The organism is Pseudomonas syringae (assembly GCF_021606685.1).
Classification (GTDB): domain Bacteria; phylum Pseudomonadota; class Gammaproteobacteria; order Pseudomonadales; family Pseudomonadaceae; genus Aquipseudomonas; species Aquipseudomonas syringae_R.
On sequence record NZ_WKCB01000069.1, the window covers coordinates 1 to 20,279 of the forward strand.

At 61.6% G+C, this 20,279-nt stretch carries 17 protein-coding genes; 5 read left to right on the forward strand and 12 right to left on the reverse strand.

The window, feature by feature from the left end; genetic code table 11:
• Nucleotides 1-28 precede the first annotated feature (28 nt).
• From GIW02_RS21455 to GIW02_RS21475, 5 genes are all read right to left on the reverse strand, one after another.
• Entirely contained in the window at nucleotides 29-805 is a 777-nt protein-coding gene (locus GIW02_RS21455; RefSeq protein ID WP_236411393.1) for a hypothetical protein, read from the reverse strand.
• Nucleotides 806-1,185: 380 nt separating this feature from the next.
• Nucleotides 1,186-1,932 carry an L-cystine ABC transporter ATP-binding protein TcyN gene (tcyN, locus tag GIW02_RS21460; protein WP_236411392.1) on the reverse strand — a complete coding sequence of 249 codons (747 nt, stop codon included), beginning with the start codon at nucleotides 1,930-1,932 and terminating at the stop codon, nucleotides 1,186-1,188.
• Between the two features lie 3 nt (nucleotides 1,933-1,935).
• Nucleotides 1,936-2,601, reverse strand: coding sequence for a cystine ABC transporter permease (gene tcyL / locus GIW02_RS21465; RefSeq protein ID WP_003187646.1), 666 nt, complete (start codon nucleotides 2,599-2,601; stop codon nucleotides 1,936-1,938).
• Nucleotides 2,601-3,395, reverse strand: coding sequence for a cystine ABC transporter substrate-binding protein (tcyJ, locus tag GIW02_RS21470; protein ID WP_236411391.1), 795 nt, complete (start codon nucleotides 3,393-3,395; stop codon nucleotides 2,601-2,603). Before tcyJ ends, tcyL begins: the two co-directional genes overlap by 1 nt.
• 290 nt (nucleotides 3,396-3,685) lie before the next feature.
• Nucleotides 3,686-4,681, reverse strand: a complete 996-nt coding sequence (locus GIW02_RS21475) for a D-cysteine desulfhydrase (protein ID WP_236411390.1) — start codon at nucleotides 4,679-4,681, stop codon at nucleotides 3,686-3,688.
• Between the two features lie 166 nt (nucleotides 4,682-4,847).
• Here GIW02_RS21475 and epsC point away from each other — a divergent pair, with 166 nt between their 5' ends.
• The 4 genes from epsC to mgrA all read left to right on the forward strand — a co-directional run bounded on the left by epsC (nucleotide 4,848) and on the right by mgrA (nucleotide 10,837).
• Entirely contained in the window at nucleotides 4,848-5,774 is a 927-nt protein-coding gene (gene epsC, locus GIW02_RS21480; RefSeq protein WP_236411388.1) for a serine O-acetyltransferase EpsC, read from the forward strand.
• Between the two features lie 417 nt (nucleotides 5,775-6,191).
• Entirely contained in the window at nucleotides 6,192-8,153 is a 1,962-nt protein-coding gene (gene betT / locus GIW02_RS21485; RefSeq protein ID WP_236411423.1) for a choline transporter BetT, read from the forward strand.
• 189 nt (nucleotides 8,154-8,342) lie between these two features.
• A complete protein-coding gene (locus GIW02_RS21490; protein WP_236411386.1) occupies nucleotides 8,343-9,692 on the forward strand; it encodes an OprD family outer membrane porin in 1,350 nt (449 codons plus the stop codon).
• A 107-nt stretch (nucleotides 9,693-9,799) separates the two neighbouring features.
• Nucleotides 9,800-10,837 (forward strand): L-glyceraldehyde 3-phosphate reductase, encoded by a 1,038-nt coding sequence (mgrA, locus tag GIW02_RS21495; RefSeq protein WP_236411384.1) that lies wholly within the window; start codon nucleotides 9,800-9,802, stop codon nucleotides 10,835-10,837.
• Nucleotides 10,838-10,966: 129 nt separating this feature from the next.
• Here the strand turns inward: mgrA and tauD are convergent, their stop codons facing one another.
• The 7 genes from tauD to GIW02_RS21530 all read right to left on the reverse strand — a co-directional run bounded on the left by tauD (nucleotide 10,967) and on the right by GIW02_RS21530 (nucleotide 19,176).
• Complete coding sequence (gene tauD / locus GIW02_RS21500; RefSeq protein ID WP_236411383.1) at nucleotides 10,967-11,803, reverse strand: taurine dioxygenase; 837 nt, start codon at nucleotides 11,801-11,803, stop codon at nucleotides 10,967-10,969.
• A 14-nt stretch (nucleotides 11,804-11,817) separates the two neighbouring features.
• Complete coding sequence (gene tauC / locus GIW02_RS21505; RefSeq protein WP_236411380.1) at nucleotides 11,818-12,654, reverse strand: taurine ABC transporter permease TauC; 837 nt, start codon at nucleotides 12,652-12,654, stop codon at nucleotides 11,818-11,820.
• Nucleotides 12,651-13,430 (reverse strand): taurine ABC transporter ATP-binding subunit, encoded by a 780-nt coding sequence (tauB, locus tag GIW02_RS21510; protein WP_064450187.1) that lies wholly within the window; start codon nucleotides 13,428-13,430, stop codon nucleotides 12,651-12,653. Before tauB ends, tauC begins: the two co-directional genes overlap by 4 nt.
• 17 nt (nucleotides 13,431-13,447) lie before the next feature.
• On the reverse strand, nucleotides 13,448-14,425 hold the full coding sequence (gene tauA / locus GIW02_RS21515) for a taurine ABC transporter substrate-binding protein (RefSeq protein WP_236411372.1): 978 nt from the start codon (nucleotides 14,423-14,425) through the stop codon (nucleotides 13,448-13,450).
• A 245-nt stretch (nucleotides 14,426-14,670) separates the two neighbouring features.
• Nucleotides 14,671-16,254, reverse strand: coding sequence for a glutamate--cysteine ligase (gshA, locus tag GIW02_RS21520; protein ID WP_236411367.1), 1,584 nt, complete (start codon nucleotides 16,252-16,254; stop codon nucleotides 14,671-14,673).
• A 214-nt stretch (nucleotides 16,255-16,468) separates the two neighbouring features.
• Nucleotides 16,469-16,852, reverse strand: a complete 384-nt coding sequence (locus tag GIW02_RS21525; protein ID WP_236411365.1) for a PaaI family thioesterase — start codon at nucleotides 16,850-16,852, stop codon at nucleotides 16,469-16,471.
• Nucleotides 16,852-19,176, reverse strand: a complete 2,325-nt coding sequence (locus GIW02_RS21530) for a Tex family protein (RefSeq protein ID WP_236411363.1) — start codon at nucleotides 19,174-19,176, stop codon at nucleotides 16,852-16,854. Before GIW02_RS21530 ends, GIW02_RS21525 begins: the two co-directional genes overlap by 1 nt.
• Nucleotides 19,177-19,533: 357 nt before the next feature.
• On the opposite strand from GIW02_RS21530, the gene ompR reads away from it, so the two are divergent.
• The gene (gene ompR / locus GIW02_RS21535; RefSeq protein ID WP_236411362.1) at nucleotides 19,534-20,274 is read left to right on the forward strand and encodes an osmolarity response regulator transcription factor OmpR; all 741 of its coding nucleotides are present in this window, start codon (nucleotides 19,534-19,536) and stop codon (nucleotides 20,272-20,274) included.
• Nucleotides 20,275-20,279: the final 5 nt, after the last annotated feature.

The following is a 20,279-nucleotide window of genomic DNA, read 5'->3' on the forward strand; positions in this document are numbered from 1 at the left end:
ACTTTTGGGAATATGCATAGAAGGTCTGTCACCCGGGTTCGCAGGGTGAACCGAGGGCGCGAGGTCGATAGATCGGCGCGGCCCCGGCCGGGCGGGCGGGGACCCAGGGCGCAATCCGCACGGTACGAGCCGGCGCCCAGCGCGAATTGTTGCCGACGCGGTCCAGAATGCAGTACGTCACCTCCAGCCGGCAGTCGTCACCGGCTTCGATAATCACCGTGGACGGCACCCACACCTGCACCGCCAGGCCGACGCCCTTGGCGTGGATTTTCGGCAGGTCCATGCGCACATCGCCCCAGCGCAGGGTGATGGCGTCGCCGGTGGTCATGTTCGGGTAGGGCTCGATGGTCAGGGGCACGCCGCGCCGCACCTGGCTGCTGTTGACGCCGTAGCGGCGGATCGTCTCGGGCAGGCCGACGGGGGCTAGGTTCTGGTTTTCGTCGCTGTACAGGTCCCGAGGCCCACCGCCCGGGTGGTTGGTCTTGACGTTCACCTGGGTCACGGCCGAACGCACAGGGCCATGGCCGATCTGCATGACCTGATAGTGAACCCGCGCCGGGCCATCCAGCACAAAGCTCTCAGGCACACGCAAGCGTGTGGGGGTGCCGATCTTGCCCGCCGTGACCCGGCGTGAGGCAGCAAAGCAGTTGTTCCAGAACAGCTCGATCAGGTCGCCTTCATCCATGCCCGGATAGGGTGCGATGTCGACCTGCAGGTGGGTGGCGGCAAGGGCATTGATGCCGTTTCGAAGGGCTTGGGGCAACGTCGGGGCGGTAAGCGTGACCGGGGTTGCAGTGCGCGTCATAAGTAATCTCCTTGATGCAGCCAGCAGCAATCGTTCCAACCCCTTGGCGCGGGTGCGTTGGGGGTAGAAAAGAACGATTCAGTGAGTAGCTGGGATAGGATCCAATCCTCTGGGTGCTAGATAAGAGGGTTGGCCCAGGGGCGTCAATGGCGGCAAAGGGCTAAACGCCGGGTTGGCGCTGATTCAGAAGGGTCTGACTGGGAGGGGGATTTTTAGGGGGTTGCGGCGCGGTGTTTTACAGCGGCGGGCGAGGACTTCCTGTAGGAACACTGATTGTGGCGAGGCAGCTTGCTCCCGCTGGGTTGCGAAGCGGCCCGAGCATTTTTGGGAGCGCTTCGCACTCCAGCGGGAGCAAGCGCCCTCGCCACAATCAACCGGTGTCAGTGGGCGAGGAATTTGCTCAAAAACTGTTGGGTGCGCTCTTCCTTGGGGTTGGCGAACAACGCCTTGGCTTCGCCTTGCTCCACGATCACGCCCTTGTCGAAGAAGATGACGCGGTTGGCCACATCCCGCGCAAAGCTCATCTCGTGGGTGACGATGACCATGGTGCGGTTTTCTTCGGCAAGGCTGCGAATCGTCGCCAGTACTTCGCCTACCAGTTCCGGGTCCAGCGCCGAGGTGGGTTCGTCGAACAGGATCACCTCTGGCTCCATGGCCAGCGCGCGGGCAATCGCCACGCGTTGCTGCTGGCCGCCGGACAGGCGCCGTGGGTAGGCGTCTTCCTTGCCTGCCAGGCCAACCCTGGCGAGCAACGTGCGCCCCAGGGCGACAGCAGCTTCGCGCGGCATCTTCTTGACCACGGTGGGGCCTTCGATGACGTTTTCCAGCGCGGTGCGGTGGGGGAACAGGTTGAAGCTCTGGAACACAAACCCCACGTGCTGGCGCAAGCGCCGCACCAGGCCTTGCTGCTGGTTGATCGGCTTGCTGCTGTCGATCTCGATGTCACCGACCTTGATACGCCCGCTGGTGGGTTGCTCAAGGAAGTTCAGGCACCGCAGGAAGGTGGTCTTGCCGGAACCGCTGGGGCCGATGATGGCGATGACTTCGCCTTCCTTGACCTCAAGGTCGATGCCGTTGAGCACCACCTGACCGTTGAATTGTTTGGTCAGTTTTTCAACCACGATCATGCTTCAGGACTCCAGGTCATGCCGGTTGACCCGGTCTTCCAGACGATTCTGCAAATGCGCCAGGATGCTCGCCAGGATCCAGTAGATCAGGGCCGCGGACAGGTACATGGTGAAGATTTCGAAGGTCCGTGCAGACACCAATTGCGCCTGGCGGAACAGCTCGGGCACCTGGATGGTGGCCGCCAGCGCGGTGTCCTTGACCAGTGAAATAAAGCTGTTGCCCAGCGGCGGCAAAGCCGTGCGCATGGCCTGCGGCAGAATGGCCCGGCGCAGGGTCTGCGCGCGGGTCATGCCGATACTGGCCGCAGCTTCCCACTGGCCACGCTCGATGGAGGCGATGGCGGCGCGCAGGATTTCACAGGCATAAGCGGCCATGTTCAGCGAAAAGCCGATCATGGCCGCCGGGATCGGATCCAGCTCGATGCCCACTTGCGGCAAGCCGTAGTAGATCAAGAACAGCTGTACGAGCAAGGGCGTGCCGCGAAAAAACGACACGTAGACGCGGGCAGTCCAGCTCAACAGCTTGAAGCGCGACAAGCGCATCAAGGCCAGGCCGAAGCCTAGCAGCAAGCCGAAAAACATCCCGCCAAGGCTAAGAATCACCGTGTAGTACGCGCCCTTGAGCAGAAAGGGCGCGGAGTCCAGCGCGAGTTGGAAACCTGCTTCCATTATTGAGTGACGTCAGCGTTGAAGTACTTCTCGGACAGCTTCTTCAGAGTGCCGTCGGCGCGCAGCGTGTCGAGGGCCTTGTTCACGGCCTCGAGCAGCTCAGGCTCGCCTTTGCGCAGGGCAATACCGGCTTCCTGGCGCGAGAAAGCGTCGCCGGCAGCGGCGGTGTCCGGAGCTTTCTTGGCGTATTCCAGGGCGGCCAGGCGGTCGATCAGGATGGCGTCGATACGGCCAATGCGCAGGTCCTGGAACTTGGTTGGGTCATCGTTATAGGTTTTGATGATGGCTTTGGGTTGGTTGTCCTTGAGCCATTGTTCGTAGTTGGTGCCCAGGCCCACGCCGACTTTTTTGCCAGCCAGGTCGTCGGCGGTCTTGATCGCGTCAACGTTCTTCTTCAGCACCAGCGCCTGGATACCGGACACGGTGTAGGGCTTGGAGAAGTCATACTTCTTCTTGCGCTCTTCGGAGATGGTCACTTGGTTGACCACCGCGTCCAGACGCTTGGATTCCAGGGCAGCGAGGATGCCGTCCCACGGCGTAGCTTGCAGCTTGACCTTCACGCCCAGCTCTTTGGCCAGGGCTTCGGACAGCTCAACCTCGAAACCGCTGAGCTTGCCGCTCTCATCGACAAAGCTGAACGGTGGGTAAGTGCCTTCCAGGCCGATTTTGATCTCGCCGGCCTTTTTGATGTTGCCCAATTGCTCACCGGCAACCGCCTGCCCCAGAAGGCCCGCCCCGAGCGCCAGGCCCAAAGTGCCAACCAACAACGTACGACGCAATACAGAAATAGTCATAAGAGCCCCTGTGTTTTTTATGTTGAGCGAAGCAGGTGACGCGGTAGTCGTATCCTGCCTTAAAGCGCGGTGCGCGTCTTCGCCTTCGGCGCGACTATAAAGCCGCTTTCTAAGACTTGAAAATAATATAAATCTGAATTGATATTCAAATTAGGAATATGACGTCTACTCCATGTGGGAGGGGGCTTGCTCCCGATGGCGGTCTATCAGTAACAGATTTGCTGGCTGATACACCGCCATCGGGAGCAACTCGAATCGTCGCCACCCTCCCACATTGACTCCGTGTTTATTCAGCTGAAAACGGAGTCGTAGGCAAACAATGCCGGGGCCCCGCCGGTATGCAGGAAAATAATCGGGCCGTCTTCAAACCGTTGACGCCCGATGCCGTCCAGCAAGCCGGCCATGGCCTTGCCAGTGTAGACCGGGTCGAGCAACAGACCTTCCTGGCTCGCCAGAAGTTTAATCGCCGATAAAGTCCCGGCATTCGGTTCGCCATAACGTGGGCCAAAGTATTCATCCCACAGGATCACCTTGAACGCTTCAGGAATGCCCACGCCGAGCAATTCTGCAGTGCGTTCGGCCAGGCCCTGTACTTTCGGACGTTGAGCTTCATCGGTGCGCGACACGGTCACGCCGACCACCGGCAGGTTCGGCAGCACTTCACTCAACGCCAAGGCCAGGCCGCTGTGCGTGCCGGCACTGCCGGAGGCCAGCACCACGGCGGAAAATTCGACCCCGCTGTCTTCGATCTGCGCGGCCAACTCCAGCCCGGCGCGCACATAACCCAGGGCGCCGAGCGCATTGGAGCCGCCGATGGGCACCAGGTATGGCTTCTTGCCGTTGCTGCGCAGGCGGTCGGCGAGGGCGTTGAGTTGCTCGTCCACGTTGTCGAGGTTCTCGACCAATTCCACTTTGGCGTCGAACAGCTCCAGCAACAGGCGGTTGCCGTTGGCCAGGTAGTTGGGGTCTTCGGTGCCAGTGGGGTTTTCCAGCAGCGCGACGCAGCCCAGGCCGAGCTTGGCGGCGAGGGCGGCCGTCTGGCGCACATGGTTGGACTGGATAGCGCCAGCGGTCACCAGGGTGTCGGCACCCTGGGCGATGGCGTCGGCCGCCAGGTATTCGAGTTTGCGCAGCTTGTTGCCGCCCATCGCCAGTGGCGTGGTGTCGTCGCGCTTGACGTAGATATCCCTGCCCAGCCAGGCCGACAGCCGCTCCAGTTTTTCCAGGGCAGTCGCGCCGCCCAGCAGTTCCAGGCGATTAAAACGGTCGAGCTGTTGTTTGATCATGGCTACGCACGGTTGATTGAGTATGGGCCGACTATAGGCAGGCACTTTTCATCGGGCAACTGACAATCGCTTATGCCGGTTGGTTCTTAGTATCACACCATTGGTTCTTAATGGCGGCCAGGGTGCATACCGTAAAGTGATGGCCATTTCGTCAGGAGTGAATACCGTGAGTGAGCGTTCCAGCCATTGGCAATTACAGACCATCGTCAGCCAACTGCGCAGCGCCCGGGACCAGTGGCGAACGCGCAATGGCCGCTTGAGCGGCGAGCATGGCGGGCGCGAGCTGCCGTCGCGCGAGGCGGTGGCGCAGATACTCGAAGCGCTGTGCGGCGCGCTGTTCCCCATGCGCCTGGGGCCGGTGGACTTGCGTGAAGAAAGTGAAGACTTCTACGTCGGGCATACCCTCGACGTTGCGCTGAATGCGCTGCTTGCCCAGGCACGTCTGGAGCTGCGCTACGCCGCGCGCCAGGGCGGCCAGGATGACAGTGAGGTCGACGCCCACGCCATCCGCCTGATCCAGGATTTCGCCCTGGCCTTGCCGTCCCTGCGCAGCCTGTTGGACACCGATGTGCTGGCCGCCTACCACGGCGACCCGGCCGCCCGTAGTGTGGATGAAGTGCTGCTGTGCTACCCGGGGATTCTGGCGGTGATCCACCATCGCCTGGCGCACCATCTGTACCGCGCCGGCTTGCCGCTGCTGGCGCGGATCAGCGCCGAGATCGCCCACTCGGCCACCGGTATCGACATTCACCCCGGTGCGCAGATCGGCCCAAGCTTCTTTATCGACCACGGGACGGGTGTGGTGATCGGTGAAACCGCGATCATCGGCGAGCGTGTGCGCATCTACCAGGCCGTGACCCTGGGCGCCAAACGCTTCCCGGCGGATGAGGATGGGCAGTTGCAGAAGGGCCATCCGCGCCACCCGATCGTCGAGGACGATGTGGTGATCTATGCCGGGGCGACGATCCTGGGGCGCATCACCATCGGCAAGGGCTCGACCATCGGTGGCAACGTGTGGCTGACCCGCAGCGTGCCGGCTGCGGCAAACATCACGCAGGCGAATTTGCAGCTCGATGATGGTGCGCAGAAGTAAAAAGACCTGCACAAATCCACTGTGGGAGGGGGCTTGCCCGCGATAGCGGAGTGTCAGTCAGCTCATCTGATACGGATGCACCGCCATCGGGGGCAAGTCGAACCGTCGCACCGCCCCTCCCACAGGTTGACTGCATTCCAAATTCAACCCGCAATCGCTGAACGATTTGCCTCGCTCAACCGTCATACCTTTCCTTGAGCTAGTGTAGGAATTGTCTACCACTCAGCCCTGAGATTAGTCCCAGACTGCCTATCCATGTTTAACTTGAATGTTCGTTCAAGTTAAACCGGTGGTTCGCTGCCCGCTCACAACAGGAGGCTTACCTTTGCTGAGTCCGTTATTTACAGCCACATTCCCAACCCTCGGGGTGCATCGTTCATGAGTGCATCGTCCACCCCACCGAGCGGCATGGTGCGCATGAATGCGCCCGTTTTCTACTTTGCCGCCACTGCAATTTTGCTGTTTGGCATTACTGTCATCGCTATCCCGCAACAGGCCGGGGCCTGGCTGCTGGCCGCGCAAAACTGGGCGGCCAATACGGTCGGCTGGTACTACATGCTGGCGATGACGCTGTATCTGGTCTTCGTGGTGGTCACCGCGCTATCGGGCTACGGCAAGATAAAACTCGGTGCCGACCACGACGAGCCCGAATTCAGTTACCTGTCCTGGGCCGGCATGCTGTTCGCCGCCGGGATCAGCATCACGCTGTTCTTTTTCTGCGTCTCCGAGCCGCTGACGCACCTGGTGCAGCCGCCCCAGGGCGCACCCATGAACGCCGACGCCGCGCGCCAGGCCATGCAGGTCCTGTTCCTGCACTGGGGCTTGCATGGCTGGGGCGTGTTCGCGTTTGTCGGCATGGCCCTGGCGTATTTCGCCTACCGGCATAACCTGCCGCTGGCGTTGCGCTCGGCGCTCTACCCGCTGATCGGCAAACGCATCAACGGCCCTATCGGCTACGCAGTGGACGGCTTCGGCATTATCGCCACGGTGTTCGGCCTGGGGGCCGACATGGGCTTTGGTGTGTTGCACCTCAACTCCGGCCTCGACTACCTGTTCGGTATCGCGCATACCCAGTGGATCCAGGTGGGGCTGATCACGCTGATGATGGGCGCGGCGATCATCGTCGCCGTCGCCGGCGTCGACAAGGGCGTGCGGGTGATGTCCGACATCAACATGCTGCTGGCCTGTGCGCTGCTGCTGTTTGTGTTGTTTGCCGGGCCGACCCAGCACTTGCTCAACACCCTGATCCAGAACATCGGTGACTACCTCGGCGCGTTGCCGACCAAGAGTTTCGATGTGTACGCCTACGACAAACCCAGCGACTGGCTGGGCGGTTGGACGGTGTTCTACTGGGCCTGGTGGATTGCATGGTCGCCGTTCGTGGGCCTGTTCATTGCGCGGATTTCCCGTGGCCGTACCATCCGTGAGTTCGTGTTCGGTGTGTTGCTGATCCCACTGGGCTTCACGCTGGCGTGGATGTCGATCTTCGGCAACAGCGCCATCGACCAGGTGCTCAACCACGGCATGGCGGCCTTGGGTCAGTCGGCCATCGATGATCCCTCGATGAGCCTCTACCTGTTGCTGGAAACCTACCCGTGGAGCAAAACCGTCATCGCGGTCACGGTGTTCATCAGCTTCGTGTTCTTTGTCACCTCGGCCGACTCCGGCACCGTGGTGCTGTCGACCCTCTCGTCCAAAGGCGGCAACGCCGACGAAGACGGGCCGAAATGGCTGCGGGTGTTCTGGGGCGCGATGACCGCATTGGTCACCAGTGCCTTGCTGTTTGCCGGCAGTATCGACTCGCTCAAATCAGCGGTGGTGCTGACCTCGTTGCCGTTCTCGCTGATCCTGCTACTGATGATGTGGGGGCTGCACAAAGCCTTCTATCTGGAGTCGCAAAAGCAGATCGCCCAGCTGCATTCGCTGGCGCCGATCTCGGCGGCACGTAAAGGCCGAGGCGGCTGGCGCCAGCGCTTGAGCCAGGCTGTGCATTTCCCGTCACGCGATGAGGTGTATCGCTTCCTGGAGTCGACGGTGCGCCCGGCGATCGAGGAGGTGACTGCAGTGTTTGTCGAGAAGGGCCTGAGTGTGGTCACCCAGCCTGACCCGTCCAACGACAGCGTCAGCCTGGAAATCGGCCATGGCGAAGAGCATCCGTTCATCTACCAGGTGCAGATGCGCGGTTATTTCACGCCGTCGTTTGCCCGGGGTGGCATGGGTTCCAAGGAACTCAACAATCGCCGCTACTACCGCGCGGAAGTGCACTTGAGTGAGGGCAGCCAGGACTACGACCTGGTCGGCTATACCAAGGAACAGATCATCAACGACATCCTCGACCAGTACGAGCGTCACCTGCAGTTCCTGCACTTGGTGCGCTAGTCATGGATGGGAGCGGGCTTGCCCGTTCTCACAAAAACACCTCGCAAAGCCCCGTTCTACGGGGCTTTCTTAAATTTAATTTCATCCGTCGCCGCGCGGTTTTGACGCGCAACTGTCATCTGGCCACTGCGTAATTGTGTGAAGCGTTTGACGCTTTCATTTCAGAACAGTGACGGAGAACCGGTACCCATGAAGACGTTTCTAAGCCCCGTGGTGGGAGCCGCCATGGCGAGCTTTATGCTGTCCGCCCATGCCGATTTTATCGATGACAGCCACGCCGACGTGACCCTGCTCAATCGCTATCTCAACCAGCAGGGGCGTGACGTGGTGGGCAGCACTGCCAAGGCCCACAGCATTCGCGATTGGGGCCAGGGTTTCGAGTTCAACTTCAAGTCCGGCTACACCGAGGGGCCGGTGGGTTTGGGCCTCGACTTGCAGGCGTTCTACGGTCTGAAACTGGATTCCGGCGGCGACCTTAACGACAAGGAGCACCAGGGCCGCTACCCCGGCAGCATGTTCCCGCTGGACAACGGCAAGTCCGCCGACCAGTTCGGCGTGCTCAACCCCACCTTCAAGCTGCACGTTGCCCAGGACGAGTTGCGCGTCGGCACGCTGTACGGCAACAACCCGGTGCTGGCCAATACCGATGGCCGCCTGTACCAGCAGACCAATACCGGCGTGCAGTTGGTGTCCAGGGACCTTGCCGACTTCACCTTCACCGGCGGCGATATCCTCAAGACCAAGATCCGAAACGAAACCGGCGACCAGGGCATGATCACCGCCGGGGGCACCAAAGAGAGTGACCGTTTCCTGTTCGGCGGGGCGGACTACACCGGTTTGCAGAACAGCACCGTCAGCCTGTGGTATTCCAACCTTGAGGATTACTACCAGCAATTCTTCCTGGGCGCCAAGCGCCACGACGCGTTGTCGGTGGGTGCAATCGACACGGATGTGCGCATGTTCCGCAGCCTGGGTGTGGGCGGCAACGCCGATGGCGACACGGACTTCGCGGCAGCGGGCCTGTATGGCGACGGCGTGAACAAGGGTCGCATCAACCAGTCCACCGTCAGCCTGCTGGAAAGCTACAGCCTGGACGGCCATACCGTCGGCCTCGGCCTTCAGAAAAACAGCGGCGACAGCGACTTCCCCTACCTGGACTCCGGCCTGAACAGCGGCGCCAACCGCCAAGGCCCAGGCTCAGGCGCCGACACGCCGGCGCTGACCAACCTGCAGCTGAACAAATTCCAGCACGCCGGTGAGCGCACCTGGCTGGCGCAATACAAATACGACTTTGGCACGCTCGGTCTGAACGGCCTGGCGTTCTCGGCCGCCTATGCCCACGGCGATGACATCCGCACCGCGCAGGGCACTACGAGCGAATGGGAACGCGACGTTGCCGTGGCGTATCAAGTGCCCACCGGCACGCTCAAGGGGCTGGGCGTGACCTGGAAAAACGCGCATGCAAGCCCGGACATTGCCGGTGCCACCGTGCAAGATGAAAACCGTTTTTATGTCAGCTACGTCGTTCCACTCTGGTAGGAAATTGCTGTAAAACGGAAGGGTAAATTAAGCGATTCAGCTGGTTAAAAGGCCTGGGAATAACGTTATTCCCAGGCCTTATTTGCCTACGTCCAAGAGAGGGTTCGATGACTTACATTGCTGCCGAAAACCGCTATGAATCTATTCCGTACCGCCGTGTAGGCCGCAGTGGGTTAGTGCTGCCTGCACTGTCCCTGGGGCTGTGGCACAACTTTGGCGACAGCACCCCGATCGAGACCCAGCGCGCCCTGCTGCGCACCGCGTTTGACCTGGGCATCAACCACTTCGATTTGGCCAACAACTACGGCCCGCCCTACGGCAGCGCCGAGATCAATTTCGGCCGTTTGCTGCGCGAAGACTTCAAGCACTACCGCGACGAATTGATCATTTCCAGCAAAGCCGGCTGGGACATGTGGCCCGGCCCTTACGGCCAGGGCGGCGGTTCGCGCAAATACGTGCTGGCGAGCCTGGACCAGAGCCTGCAACGTCTGGGCGTCGACTACGTGGATATTTTCTACTCCCACCGCTTTGACGCCGATACTCCGCTGGAAGAAACCGCCAGCGCCCTCGCCACGGCCGTGCAGCAAGGCAAGGCGTTGTACATCGGTATTTCTTCCTACTCCGGTGTCAAAACCCGCGAAATCGCGGCGTTGCTCAAAGAGTGGAAAGTGCCGCTGCTGATCCACCAACCGGCCTATAACCTGCTCAACCGCTGGGTGGAAAAAGACCTGCTGGACACCACCGAAGAACTCGGTGCCGGGGTCATCGCCTTCACGCCGCTGGCCCAGGGTCTGCTGACCGACAAGTACCTCAATGGCGTACCGGCTGATGCACGGGTCAATCGCCCGGGCGGTGGCTCGTTGCAGGCCAAGCACCTGTCCGAAGAAAACATCGCCCACGTGCGCGCGCTGAATGAAATCGCCCAGCGTCGTGGCCAGAGCCTGGCGCAACTGGCCCTGGCCTGGACCCTGCGTGATCCACGGGTCACCAGCGCACTGATCGGCGCGAGCCGGCCGGAGCAGATCATCGAGAACGTCGGCGCGTTGAAGAACTTGAGCTTCAGCGCCGAGGAATTGGCAGAGATCGATCGCTTTGCGCAGGAAGGCGGGATCAACCTGTGGGAAAAACCATCTACCGCTGAATAACCTGACACCACAGGGTCAAAAATGTGGGAGGGGGCTTGCCCCCGATTGCAGTGGGTCAGCTACAGATAAGCTGACTGAACCACCGCTATCGGGGGCAAGCCCCCTCCCACATTTGATCTTTGCCAGGCGCTAGAACGGGACATCACCCAAGATGGTCGCCCTGTGCATCACCCGCCGTTGTGGCCGGTAGTCATCCACGGCGTAATGCTGGGTCACGCGGTTGTCCCAGAACGCCACGTCATTCTCCTGCCAGCGCCAGCGAATGGTGAACTCCGGCCGGGTCGCGTGGGCGAACAGCAGCTTGAGAATCGCCTCGCTTTCCGCCGGTTCCAATTCGTTGATTTTGGTAGTGAAGCCGTCGCTGACAAACAGTGATTTGCGGCCACTGACGGGGTGCGTGCGCACCACCGGGTGCGACAGCGGCGGGTTTTTCTTGCGGGTTTCTTCCCAGCGCGCGAGGTCTTCGGCGGTGTTGCCGAAGCGCTCCAGCGGGAAAGACTTGGTGAAGTCATGGGTGGCGGTGAGCCCATCCAGCAGGCGCTTGAGCGGCTCGGACAAGGCCTCATACGCGGCAATGCCACTGGCCCACAGCGTGTCACCCCCAAACGCCGGCAGCAGCTTGGCGCTGAGCACCGCGCCCAGGGCCGGGGTGGGCAGGAAGGTCACGTCGGTGTGCCACACCGCGTTGTCACGCACATCGGTCACGGCGGTGTCGAGGATCAGCACTTGGGGCTGCTCCGGCACGTTGGGGTAGATCGGATGAATATGCAGGTCGCCAAAATTCGCCGCGAATCGCGCCTGTTGCTGCGGCGTGATCGCTTGGCCGCGGAAGAACAGCACCGAGTGCGTGAGCAACGCCTGTTCGATGGCGTCGCGCTGTTCCAGATTCAACGGTTGAGTGATATCCACGCCACTGATCTGGGCGCCCAGGGCGGTGCTTATTGGCGTAACGGTCAGGCTGCTCATGCGGTTCTCATCACTCAGTGTGCCTGGCCATGCCAAGGCACCAATTTACGCTGCAGGGCACGCAGGCCCATTTCCATGGCGAAAGCGATCAGGGCGATCACCAGAATGCCCAGCACCACCACGTCGGTCACCAGAAACTGCGCCGCCGACTGCACCATGAAACCAAGGCCGCTGGTGGCGGCGATCAGCTCGGCGGCAACCAGGGTCGACCAACCCACACCCAGGCCGATGCGCACACCGGTGAGGATGTCGGGCAGGGCGCTCGGCAGGATCACATGGCGAATCAGCTGGGCACGGCTGGCGCCCAGCGACTGCGCCGCGCGCAGCTTGGCCGGGTCAACGGTGCGCACGCCGGTGGCGGTGGCGATGGCGATCGGTGCAAAGATCGCCAGGTAAATCAGCAGCACCTTGGACAACTCACCAATGCCGCACCAGATCACGATCAACGGCAGATAGGCCAGGGGCGGGATCGGCCGGTAGAACTCGATCAGCGGGTCCAGAATGCCACGCGCAATGCGGTTGGAGCCGATGGCGATCCCCACCGGAACGGCGGTGAGCACCGCAAAACCCAAACCCAGGCCGATACGGCTGAGGCTCGCGCCCAAGTGCTGCCACAAGGTGGAATCCATGTAGCCTGTGGTTGCCAGCAGCCAGCCTTTTTGCAACACGGCTGACGGCGGCGGCAGAAACAGCGGCTCGATCAAACCGGTGGCGGTGACGGCCCACCAGATGGCCAGGAAGGCAACGAGGGTCAGCAGGCTGATCCAGCGCGTGCTCAGGCTGCGACGTACCGGGATGACTGCGTGCGCCACCGGCTTGGCGGCCGTGGCGGGGAGTTCGTAGCTGCTCATGCGGACACCTGGCGTTGCGAGAACACTTTGCCCAGCACGTGTTCGCGGGTTTCGATAAAGCGCGGGTCAGACTTGATCGCCCGCGCCGATTCGCCCGCCGCGTAGCGTTGGCCGAAATCCAGGTGCAGACGCTCGACGATCTGGCCGGGGTTGGGTGCCAGCAGGATCAAATCAGTGGCGAGGAACACCGCTTCTTCAATGTCGTGGGTAATCAGGAACACCGGCTTGGCCGTGCGCCGCCAGACTTGCAGCAACAGCTCCTGCATTTGTTCGCGGGTGAAGGCATCGAGGGCGCCGAAGGGTTCGTCCATCAGCAATACGCGAGGGTCGGCGGCCAATGCACGGGCCAGGCCGACACGCTGCTTCTGGCCGCCAGAAAGCTGCCAGATGCGGCGGCTGTCGAAGCCAGCCAGGTCCACCAGCGCCAGCATTTCCCGCGCGCGCACTTCGCGTTGCGCCTTGGGCACACCGGCCAGCTCCAGGCCGAAGCCGACATTGGCCAGCACGTCCTGCCAGGGCAGCAGCGCGTCGTCCTGAAACACCACGCCGCGCTCGGCGCTGGGGCCTTTGACCGGTACGCCATCGAGGGTGATGCGCCCGGCAGACGGTTCGACAAAGCCGGCAATCAGGTTCAACAGCGACGTCTTGCCACTGCCGGACGGGCCGAGGGCCACCAGCAATTGCTGGGGCCCAAGGTCCAGTGAAATGTCAGACAGTACCGGTTCTGTGGCGCCTGGGTACTGTGCGCTGATGCGCTCCAGTTGTAGCAAGGCCATCGCGATGAACTCCCGAATCAGTTGGTGATGAACTTGGCGCTGACGTACGGGGCGTAGTCCGGCAGTACGGCCTCGACCTTGCCTTGTTCCTTGAGGAACGCAGCGGTATCGGTCACGGCCTTGGTGGTCGGTGCGCCCAGCAGGGTCACCTGGTCTGCGGCCAGCGGGTAGACGTTGCCTTGCAGCAGCAGCGGGATGTCGCTGGCCTTGGCGCCGGAGAGCTTGACCAGTTTGTCGACGTTGCCTTTGTCGGCGAGCCAGGCTTGTGGGTCTTTGCGGTAGGCGGCGTAGGCATCCAGGGTGACTTTGGCGAATGCGCTTACGATTTCCGGGTGCTTCTCGGCGAAATCCTTACGCACGATCCACGCATCGAAGGTCGGCGCGCCGAACTTGGCCAGTTCGCCGGAGGTGATCAGCACTTTGCCGTTTTCTTTGGCCACGCCCAGGGCGGGGTCCCATACGTAGGTGGCGTCGATATCACCACGCTTCCAGGCGGCGATGATGGCCGGTGGCGCGAGGTTGAGGATGGTGACTTTGGACGGGTCGATGTTCCAGTGCTTGAGCGCGGCCAACAGGCTGTAGTGGCCGGTGGACACGAAGGGTACGGCGACTTTCTTGCCGACCAGGTCCTGCGGGCTGTTGATCCCCGAACCGTTGCGCGCCACCAGGGCTTCGGCGCCGCCGATCTGGGTGGCCACAAGGAAGGTTTCCACCGGCACCTTGCGGGTGATAGCGGCGGTCAGTGGGCTGGAGCCGAGGTAGCCGATCTGCACATCGCCGGAGGCGATGGCGGCAATGATGTCGGCACCGTTGTCGAATTTGCGCCAGTCGATCTTGGCGTTGGTGGCTTTTTCATACGCGCCGTCGGCCTGGGCGACTTTCGCCGGGTCCACGGTGGTCTGGTAGGCGATGGTGACATCCGCCGCCTGGGCGAACAGGCTGGCACCGGCCAGGGACAACGCCGCAAGGAGGCGCAGAGGGGTTAAACGTTTCAAGGGGAAGCTCCTCAATCAGGCGGCCGAGGGTCGGCGTGTGAGGAGACTAAATGATCTAAGAATCCGAAAATAAATAACATTTTCGAATTAGCTTATTAGAAGAAGTGAACCTGAATCTTAAGGCCGCATAGGCCAAATGTAGGAGCGGGCTTGCTCGCGAATGCGGTGGCTCAGTCGATACATCTGGCGACTGACAGTCCGCATTCGCGAGCAAGCCCGCTCCCACAGGTTTTTTGCGTGAGGCTTTAGTTACTGATCGCCAGAATACTCGCCTGGTACGACCCGACAAACACATCAAAATCGCCCACTTCGCTCTGCTCCAGCTCGGCCTGCTGGGCCAACGACTTACGTGCCAGCTCTTCGAAGTGTGCCTGCTCGTCGGCAGGTAACGGCTCGCTGCGAAAATGCTCGGCGTGCACCTCGCTCTGGTGCAGGGAGAACTGCGCAAAACCTTCTTTGCGCTCGGCCATCGCCGCCAACACTTGCGCCGAAGGTGTCAGGGACGGGTCCCTGACCTTGGCCAGCTGGGCGTCCAGGGCCTGGCTGTGTTCGGTGATACCGTGGCTCTCATCCAGCAAGGCCGCCAGCGGTGCAATCTGCTCAAGCAGCTCTGTGGCCCATTCCTTCATGTCCACGGCCTGGCCCTTGCGCTGCAACTGCAGGCCCGGACGGCGGCCTTCCTTGACCACGCTGAGGAAGTTGGACGTGGCGTTGCCGCACTCGTTGTCGGCGAACAACGGGCTGTCGTTCAGCGCGCAGTACAGCAGGAACGCGTCGAGGAAGCGCGACTCCGGCAAGTCGATGCCCATCGGCAGGAACGGGTTGATGTCCAGGCAGCGCACTTCGATGTACTGGATGCCACGCGCCACCAGCGCCTGGATCGGCCGCTCGCCGGTATAGGTCACACGCTTGGGGCGGATGTTGGAGTAGTACTCGTTTTCGATCTGCAGGATGTTGGTGTTGAGCTGCACCCACTCACCGTCCTTGTGCGTGCCGACTTCGACGTACGGTGCGTAGGGCGTTGCCACCGCTTCGCGCAGGCTGTCGGTGTAGCTGGCCAGGTCGTTGTAGCACGGCGTCAGCCCGGCTTGGGCGTTGCTCTGGTAACCCAGGTCGCTCATGCGCAGGCTGGTGGCATACGGCAGGTACAGGGTGTCGGCGTCGAGTACTTCCAACTGGTGTGAGCGCCCGCGCAGGAAGCCCGCGTCCAGTGCCGGCGAGGCACCGAACAGGTACATCAGCAACCAGCTGTAGCGGCGGAAGTTACGGATCAGCGCGATATAGGCGGTGGACTGGTAGTCGCGGTCGGTGCCGACGAAACCTTCGGTCTCCTTGAGCAGCGGCCACAGCTGTTCCGGCAGGGAAAAGTTGTAGTGGATACCGGCGATGCACTGCATGGTCTTGCCGTAACGCAGGGCCAGGCCCTTGCGGTACACGTACTTGAGCTGTCCGATATTGGAAGTGCCGTAGTAGGCAATCGGGATATCTTCCTCGGCCGGCAACGGGCACGGCATCGAGGGGCTCCACAGGTATTCGCTGCCGAGCTTGGTGTAGGCAAAGCGATGGATCTTGTCCAGGCTGCTCAGGGTATCAGCCGGGTTCGGCAGAGCGGGAGTGATGAACTCCAGCAGCGATTCCGAGTAATCGGTGGTGATTTGTTCGTGGGTCAACGCGGCGCCCAGAGCTTCCGGGTGCGGCGTTTGCGCCAGTCGACCCTCAGCGGTGACACGCAGGCATTCACGCTCGATGCCGTGCAAGCATTGCTCTAGCAGGGAGAGGTGTTCGCGCTTGCCGAGCAAGGCCAGGCGGCGGTTGAGAAGTTCGCTCAAGTTGGATTCCTTCACGCGTCAGTCGCCCCAATATGGGGGTGGTCAAGACGGTCTACAAGGGTGAAGTTAAAACTGGCGTTATCGCCTGGTTTTGAGTCGATTTGACCCGCTTTGAAAAAGCCTGCTTCACTCCATGAATTGGGCTATGGCGCAGCAAGAAAATTCCGACGCTGTTGTCGCAGCGCCGAAATTAACTCAAATAGAGGGTGGGGAGCTATAGGACAGCGAAGGTGCCCTGTGCTTTTGCGACAAGTCGTTCGTCCTGATACACCTCGGCTTCGACCACCAATGTGCGCCGACCGGCATGAATCACTCGGCTGGTGCACACCACGTCGCCGTCTTCCACAGCGCGGATGTAGTTGATCTTGCACTCGATCGTTGCGCTCTGCTGGTCAAAACCATGGGCGCTGGAACAGGCCAGCCCCATCGTAATGTCCACCAGGCTGAAAATCGCCCCGCCATGGAGCTTGCCCGCGCGGTTGCGCAAGTGCGGCTCCAGGGTCAGGGCCACCTCGGCAACGCCCTCGTCCAGGCGTTGCAGGCGGCAGCCGATCAGTTCGCTGAACGCGCTCTGGGTCAAGCCGGCTGGGATTTCCATCAACGTTTCTTCAACTGTTTGGCGTTGGCGAACAGCGAGGCCATGGCGTTGTTGCTCGGCGCTGCGGTCGCGGTTTCCTTACGCGGCGCGTTGTTCTGCGACTGGCGTGGCGCCGAGCCCGGGCGTGCGCCACGGGCACCGTCGATTTTCTCGCCGGGGGTGTCGCTCATGCGCATCGACAGGCCGACGCGTTTACGCGGGATGTCGACTTCCATGACCTTGACCTTGACCACATCACCGGCTTTAACCGCTTCGCGTGGGTCTTTGATGAATTTCTCCGAAAGCGCAGAGATATGCACCAAACCGTCCTGATGCACGCCGATGTCTACAAAGGCGCCGAAGTTGGTCACGTTGGTCACCACGCCTTCGAGGATCATGCCCAGTTCCAGGTCCTTGAGGTCTTCGACGCCGTCCTGGAACTCGGCGGTCTTGAACTCGGGGCGTGGGTCGCGGCCAGGTTTTTCCAGCTCTTGCAGGATGTCGGTGATGGTCGGCACACCGAAGGTTTCGTCGGTGTACTTCTTGGGGTCCAGGCGCTTGAGGAATGCGGCATCGCCGATCAGCGAGCGGATATCGCGGTCAGTTTCGGCGGCGATGCGTTGCACCAGCGGATAGGCTTCCGGGTGAACGGCCGACGAGTCCAGCGGGTTGTCGCCATTCATCACGCGTAGGAAGCCGGCAGCCTGTTCGAAGGTTTTTTCCCCGAGGCGGGCGACCTTTTTCAGCGCGGCGCGGGTTTTGAACGCGCCGTTTTCGTCACGGTGGGTGACGATGTTCTGCGCCAGGGTGGCGTTGAGGCCGGAGATACGCGCCAGCAGCGCTACCGAGGCGGTGTTCACGTCCACGCCCACGGCGTTTACGCAGTCTTCCACGACCGCATCCAGGCCGCGCGCCAGTTTCAGCTGCGACACGTCGTGCTGGTACTGGCCCACACCGATGGATTTAGGGTCGATCTTCACCAGCTCCGCCAACGGGTCCTGCAGGCGGCGGGCGATGGACACCGCGCCACGGATCGACACGTCGAGGTCCGGGAATTCCTTGGAGGCCAGTTCCGATGCCGAGTACACCGACGCGCCGGCCTCGGAAACCATGACCTTGGTCATCTTCATGGCGGGGTATTTTTTGATCAGTTCGGCGGCCAGCTTGTCGGTTTCACGGCTGGCGGTACCGTTGCCGATGGCGATCAAGTCCACGGCGTGCTTGGCACACAGCGCGGCAAGGATTGCCAGGGTCTGGTCCCACTTGTTGTGCGGCACGTGCGGGTACACGGTGGCGTGGTCCAGCAGCTTGCCGGTGGAATCGACCACCGCCACTTTGCAGCCGGTACGCAGGCCCGGGTCGAGGCCCAGGGTCGCACGCGGGCCGGCCGGCGCCGCCAGCAGCAGGTCGTGCAGGTTGTGGGCGAACACGTTGATCGCCTCGGTTTCGGCGCCGTCGCGCAACTCGCCGAGCAGGTCGGTTTCCAGGTGGGTGTAGAGCTTGACCTTCCAGGTCCAGCGCACGACTTCACCGAGCCACTTGTCCGCAGGACGATTCTGATTCTGGATGCCGAATTGTTGGCCGATCATGCCTTCGCACGGGTGCATGGTGCCTGGCAGCTCGTCGCCGACTTTGAGCGCGGAGCTGAGAATGCCTTCGTTGCGCCCGCGGAAAATCGCGAGTGCGCGGTGGGACGGCATGCTCTTGAGCGGCTCGTCGTGTTCGAAGTAATCGCGGAACTTGGCGCCTTCTTCCTCTTTGCCGGCGATGACGCGGGCACTGAGGATGGCTTCCTGCTTGAGGTAGGTGCGCAGTTTTTCCAGCAGGCTGGCGTTTTCGGCGAAACGCTCCATCAGGATGTACTTGGCGCCTTCGAGGGCGGCCTTGACGTCGGCGACGCCTTTTTCTGCGTCGATGAAGCGCGCGGCTTCGGTGTCCGGGGTCAGCGACGGGTCGTTGAACAGGCCGTCGGCCAGCTCGCCCAGGCCGGCTTCCAGGGCGATCTGGCCCTTGGTGCGGCGCTTCTGTTTGTAGGGCAGGTAAAGGTCTTCGAGGCGGGTCTTGGTGTCGGCGAGCTTGATGTCGCGTTCCAATTGCGGGGTCAACTTGCCCTGTTCCTCGATGCTGGCGAGGATGCTGATGCGCCGTTCGTCGAGTTCTCGCAGGTAGCGCAGGCGCTCTTCCAGGTGACGCAGTTGGGTGTCGTCGAGGCTGCCGGTCACTTCTTTACGGTAACGGGCGATGAAAGGCACCGTGGAGCCTTCATCCAGTAGAGCGACGGCCGCTTCGACCTGTTGTGGGCGTACACCGAGTTCCTCGGCGATGCGGCTGTTGATGCTGTCCATAAAACCACCTGAAATTCTTAAAAGCAGCTTACAGGCCCGGAAAACAAGGCCTTGCAAGGCTGGTTGAGCGGCCCGACCGGCGCCGCTGCCTGGGTCAAGAGGCAGCCTATTGACCCTCGAAATCGGAAAATTGCTGCCCTGCGCGAAGAAAATCGGTGAGGCAGTTAGCAGTAAAGTCTGACATTGCCCTGCACAAAGGCGGCGCATTATAACCAGCGTTCTGCCCTTGATGGGGATTGCGCCTAAGGTTGCAGAGCGCGGGTTTACTGGCGGTAGAGGAAAAATCTGCTAACAATGCACACCGTGCGTATAACGGCAGCTACGCCATAATGCGCGCCGAGATAAGAGGAGCATCTAATGAGCAGCACTGCACAAACTGCTGAAGGCGAAAAAATTCTCATCGTTGATGACGATCCAGGGCTGAGCAGCCTGCTGGAGCGCTTCTTCAACTCCAAGGGCTATCGTGCCCGCGCGGTGCCGAACACCGAGCAGATGGACCGCCTGTTGGGGCGTGAAGTCTTCAATCTGGTGGTGCTCGACCTGATGCTGCCCGGCGAAGACGGCCTGACCGCCTGCAAGCGCCTGCGTGGTGCGAACAACCAGATTCCGATCATCATGCTCACCGCCAAGGGCGACGAGCTGAGCCGCATCAAAGGCCTCGAGCTGGGCGCTGATGACTACCTGGCCAAGCCGTTCAACCCCGACGAGTTGATGGCCCGGGTCAAGGCCGTATTACGCCGCCAGGCACCGCCGGTACCGGGCGCACCGGGCAGCGAAGACGAAAGCGTGAGCTTTGGCGACTACGAGCTGTCGCTGGCCACCCGTGAACTCAAGCGTGGCGACGAAGTGCACATGCTCACCACCGGTGAGTTTGCCGTACTCAAGGCCCTGGTGATGAACGCGCGCCAGCCGCTGACCCGCGACAAGCTGATGAACCTGGCCCGTGGCCGGGAATGGGACGCCCTGGAGCGCTCCATCGACGTGCAGATCTCCCGTCTGCGCCGGATGATCGAGCCGGACCCGTCCAAGCCACGGTATATCCAGACGGTGTGGGGCGTGGGTTATGTGTTTGTGCCGGATGGCACCGCAACCAAGTGACCGAT

What these genes read in the sequence shown, in the direction of transcription:
- GIW02_RS21455 (WP_236411393.1), bottom strand. Translation starts at nt 805, where the DNA reads ATGACGCGCACTGCAACCCCGGTCACGCTTACCGCCCCGACGTTGCCC.
- tcyN (WP_236411392.1), bottom strand. Translation starts at nt 1,932, where the DNA reads ATGATCGTGGTTGAAAAACTGACCAAACAATTCAACGGTCAGGTGGTG.
- tcyL (WP_003187646.1), bottom strand. Translation starts at nt 2,601, where the DNA reads ATGGAAGCAGGTTTCCAACTCGCGCTGGACTCCGCGCCCTTTCTGCTC.
- tcyJ (WP_236411391.1), bottom strand. Translation starts at nt 3,395, where the DNA reads ATGACTATTTCTGTATTGCGTCGTACGTTGTTGGTTGGCACTTTGGGC.
- GIW02_RS21475 (WP_236411390.1), bottom strand. Translation starts at nt 4,681, where the DNA reads ATGATCAAACAACAGCTCGACCGTTTTAATCGCCTGGAACTGCTGGGC.
- betT (WP_236411423.1), top strand. Translation starts at nt 6,192, where the DNA reads ATGAATGCGCCCGTTTTCTACTTTGCCGCCACTGCAATTTTGCTGTTT.
- GIW02_RS21490 (WP_236411386.1), top strand. Translation starts at nt 8,343, where the DNA reads ATGAAGACGTTTCTAAGCCCCGTGGTGGGAGCCGCCATGGCGAGCTTT.
- mgrA (WP_236411384.1), top strand. Translation starts at nt 9,800, where the DNA reads ATGACTTACATTGCTGCCGAAAACCGCTATGAATCTATTCCGTACCGC.
- tauD (WP_236411383.1), bottom strand. Translation starts at nt 11,803, where the DNA reads ATGAGCAGCCTGACCGTTACGCCAATAAGCACCGCCCTGGGCGCCCAG.
- tauC (WP_236411380.1), bottom strand. Translation starts at nt 12,654, where the DNA reads ATGAGCAGCTACGAACTCCCCGCCACGGCCGCCAAGCCGGTGGCGCAC.
- tauB (WP_064450187.1), bottom strand. Translation starts at nt 13,430, where the DNA reads ATGGCCTTGCTACAACTGGAGCGCATCAGCGCACAGTACCCAGGCGCC.
- GIW02_RS21525 (WP_236411365.1), bottom strand. Translation starts at nt 16,852, where the DNA reads ATGGAAATCCCAGCCGGCTTGACCCAGAGCGCGTTCAGCGAACTGATC.
- GIW02_RS21530 (WP_236411363.1), bottom strand. Translation starts at nt 19,176, where the DNA reads ATGGACAGCATCAACAGCCGCATCGCCGAGGAACTCGGTGTACGCCCA.
- ompR (WP_236411362.1), top strand. Translation starts at nt 19,534, where the DNA reads ATGAGCAGCACTGCACAAACTGCTGAAGGCGAAAAAATTCTCATCGTT.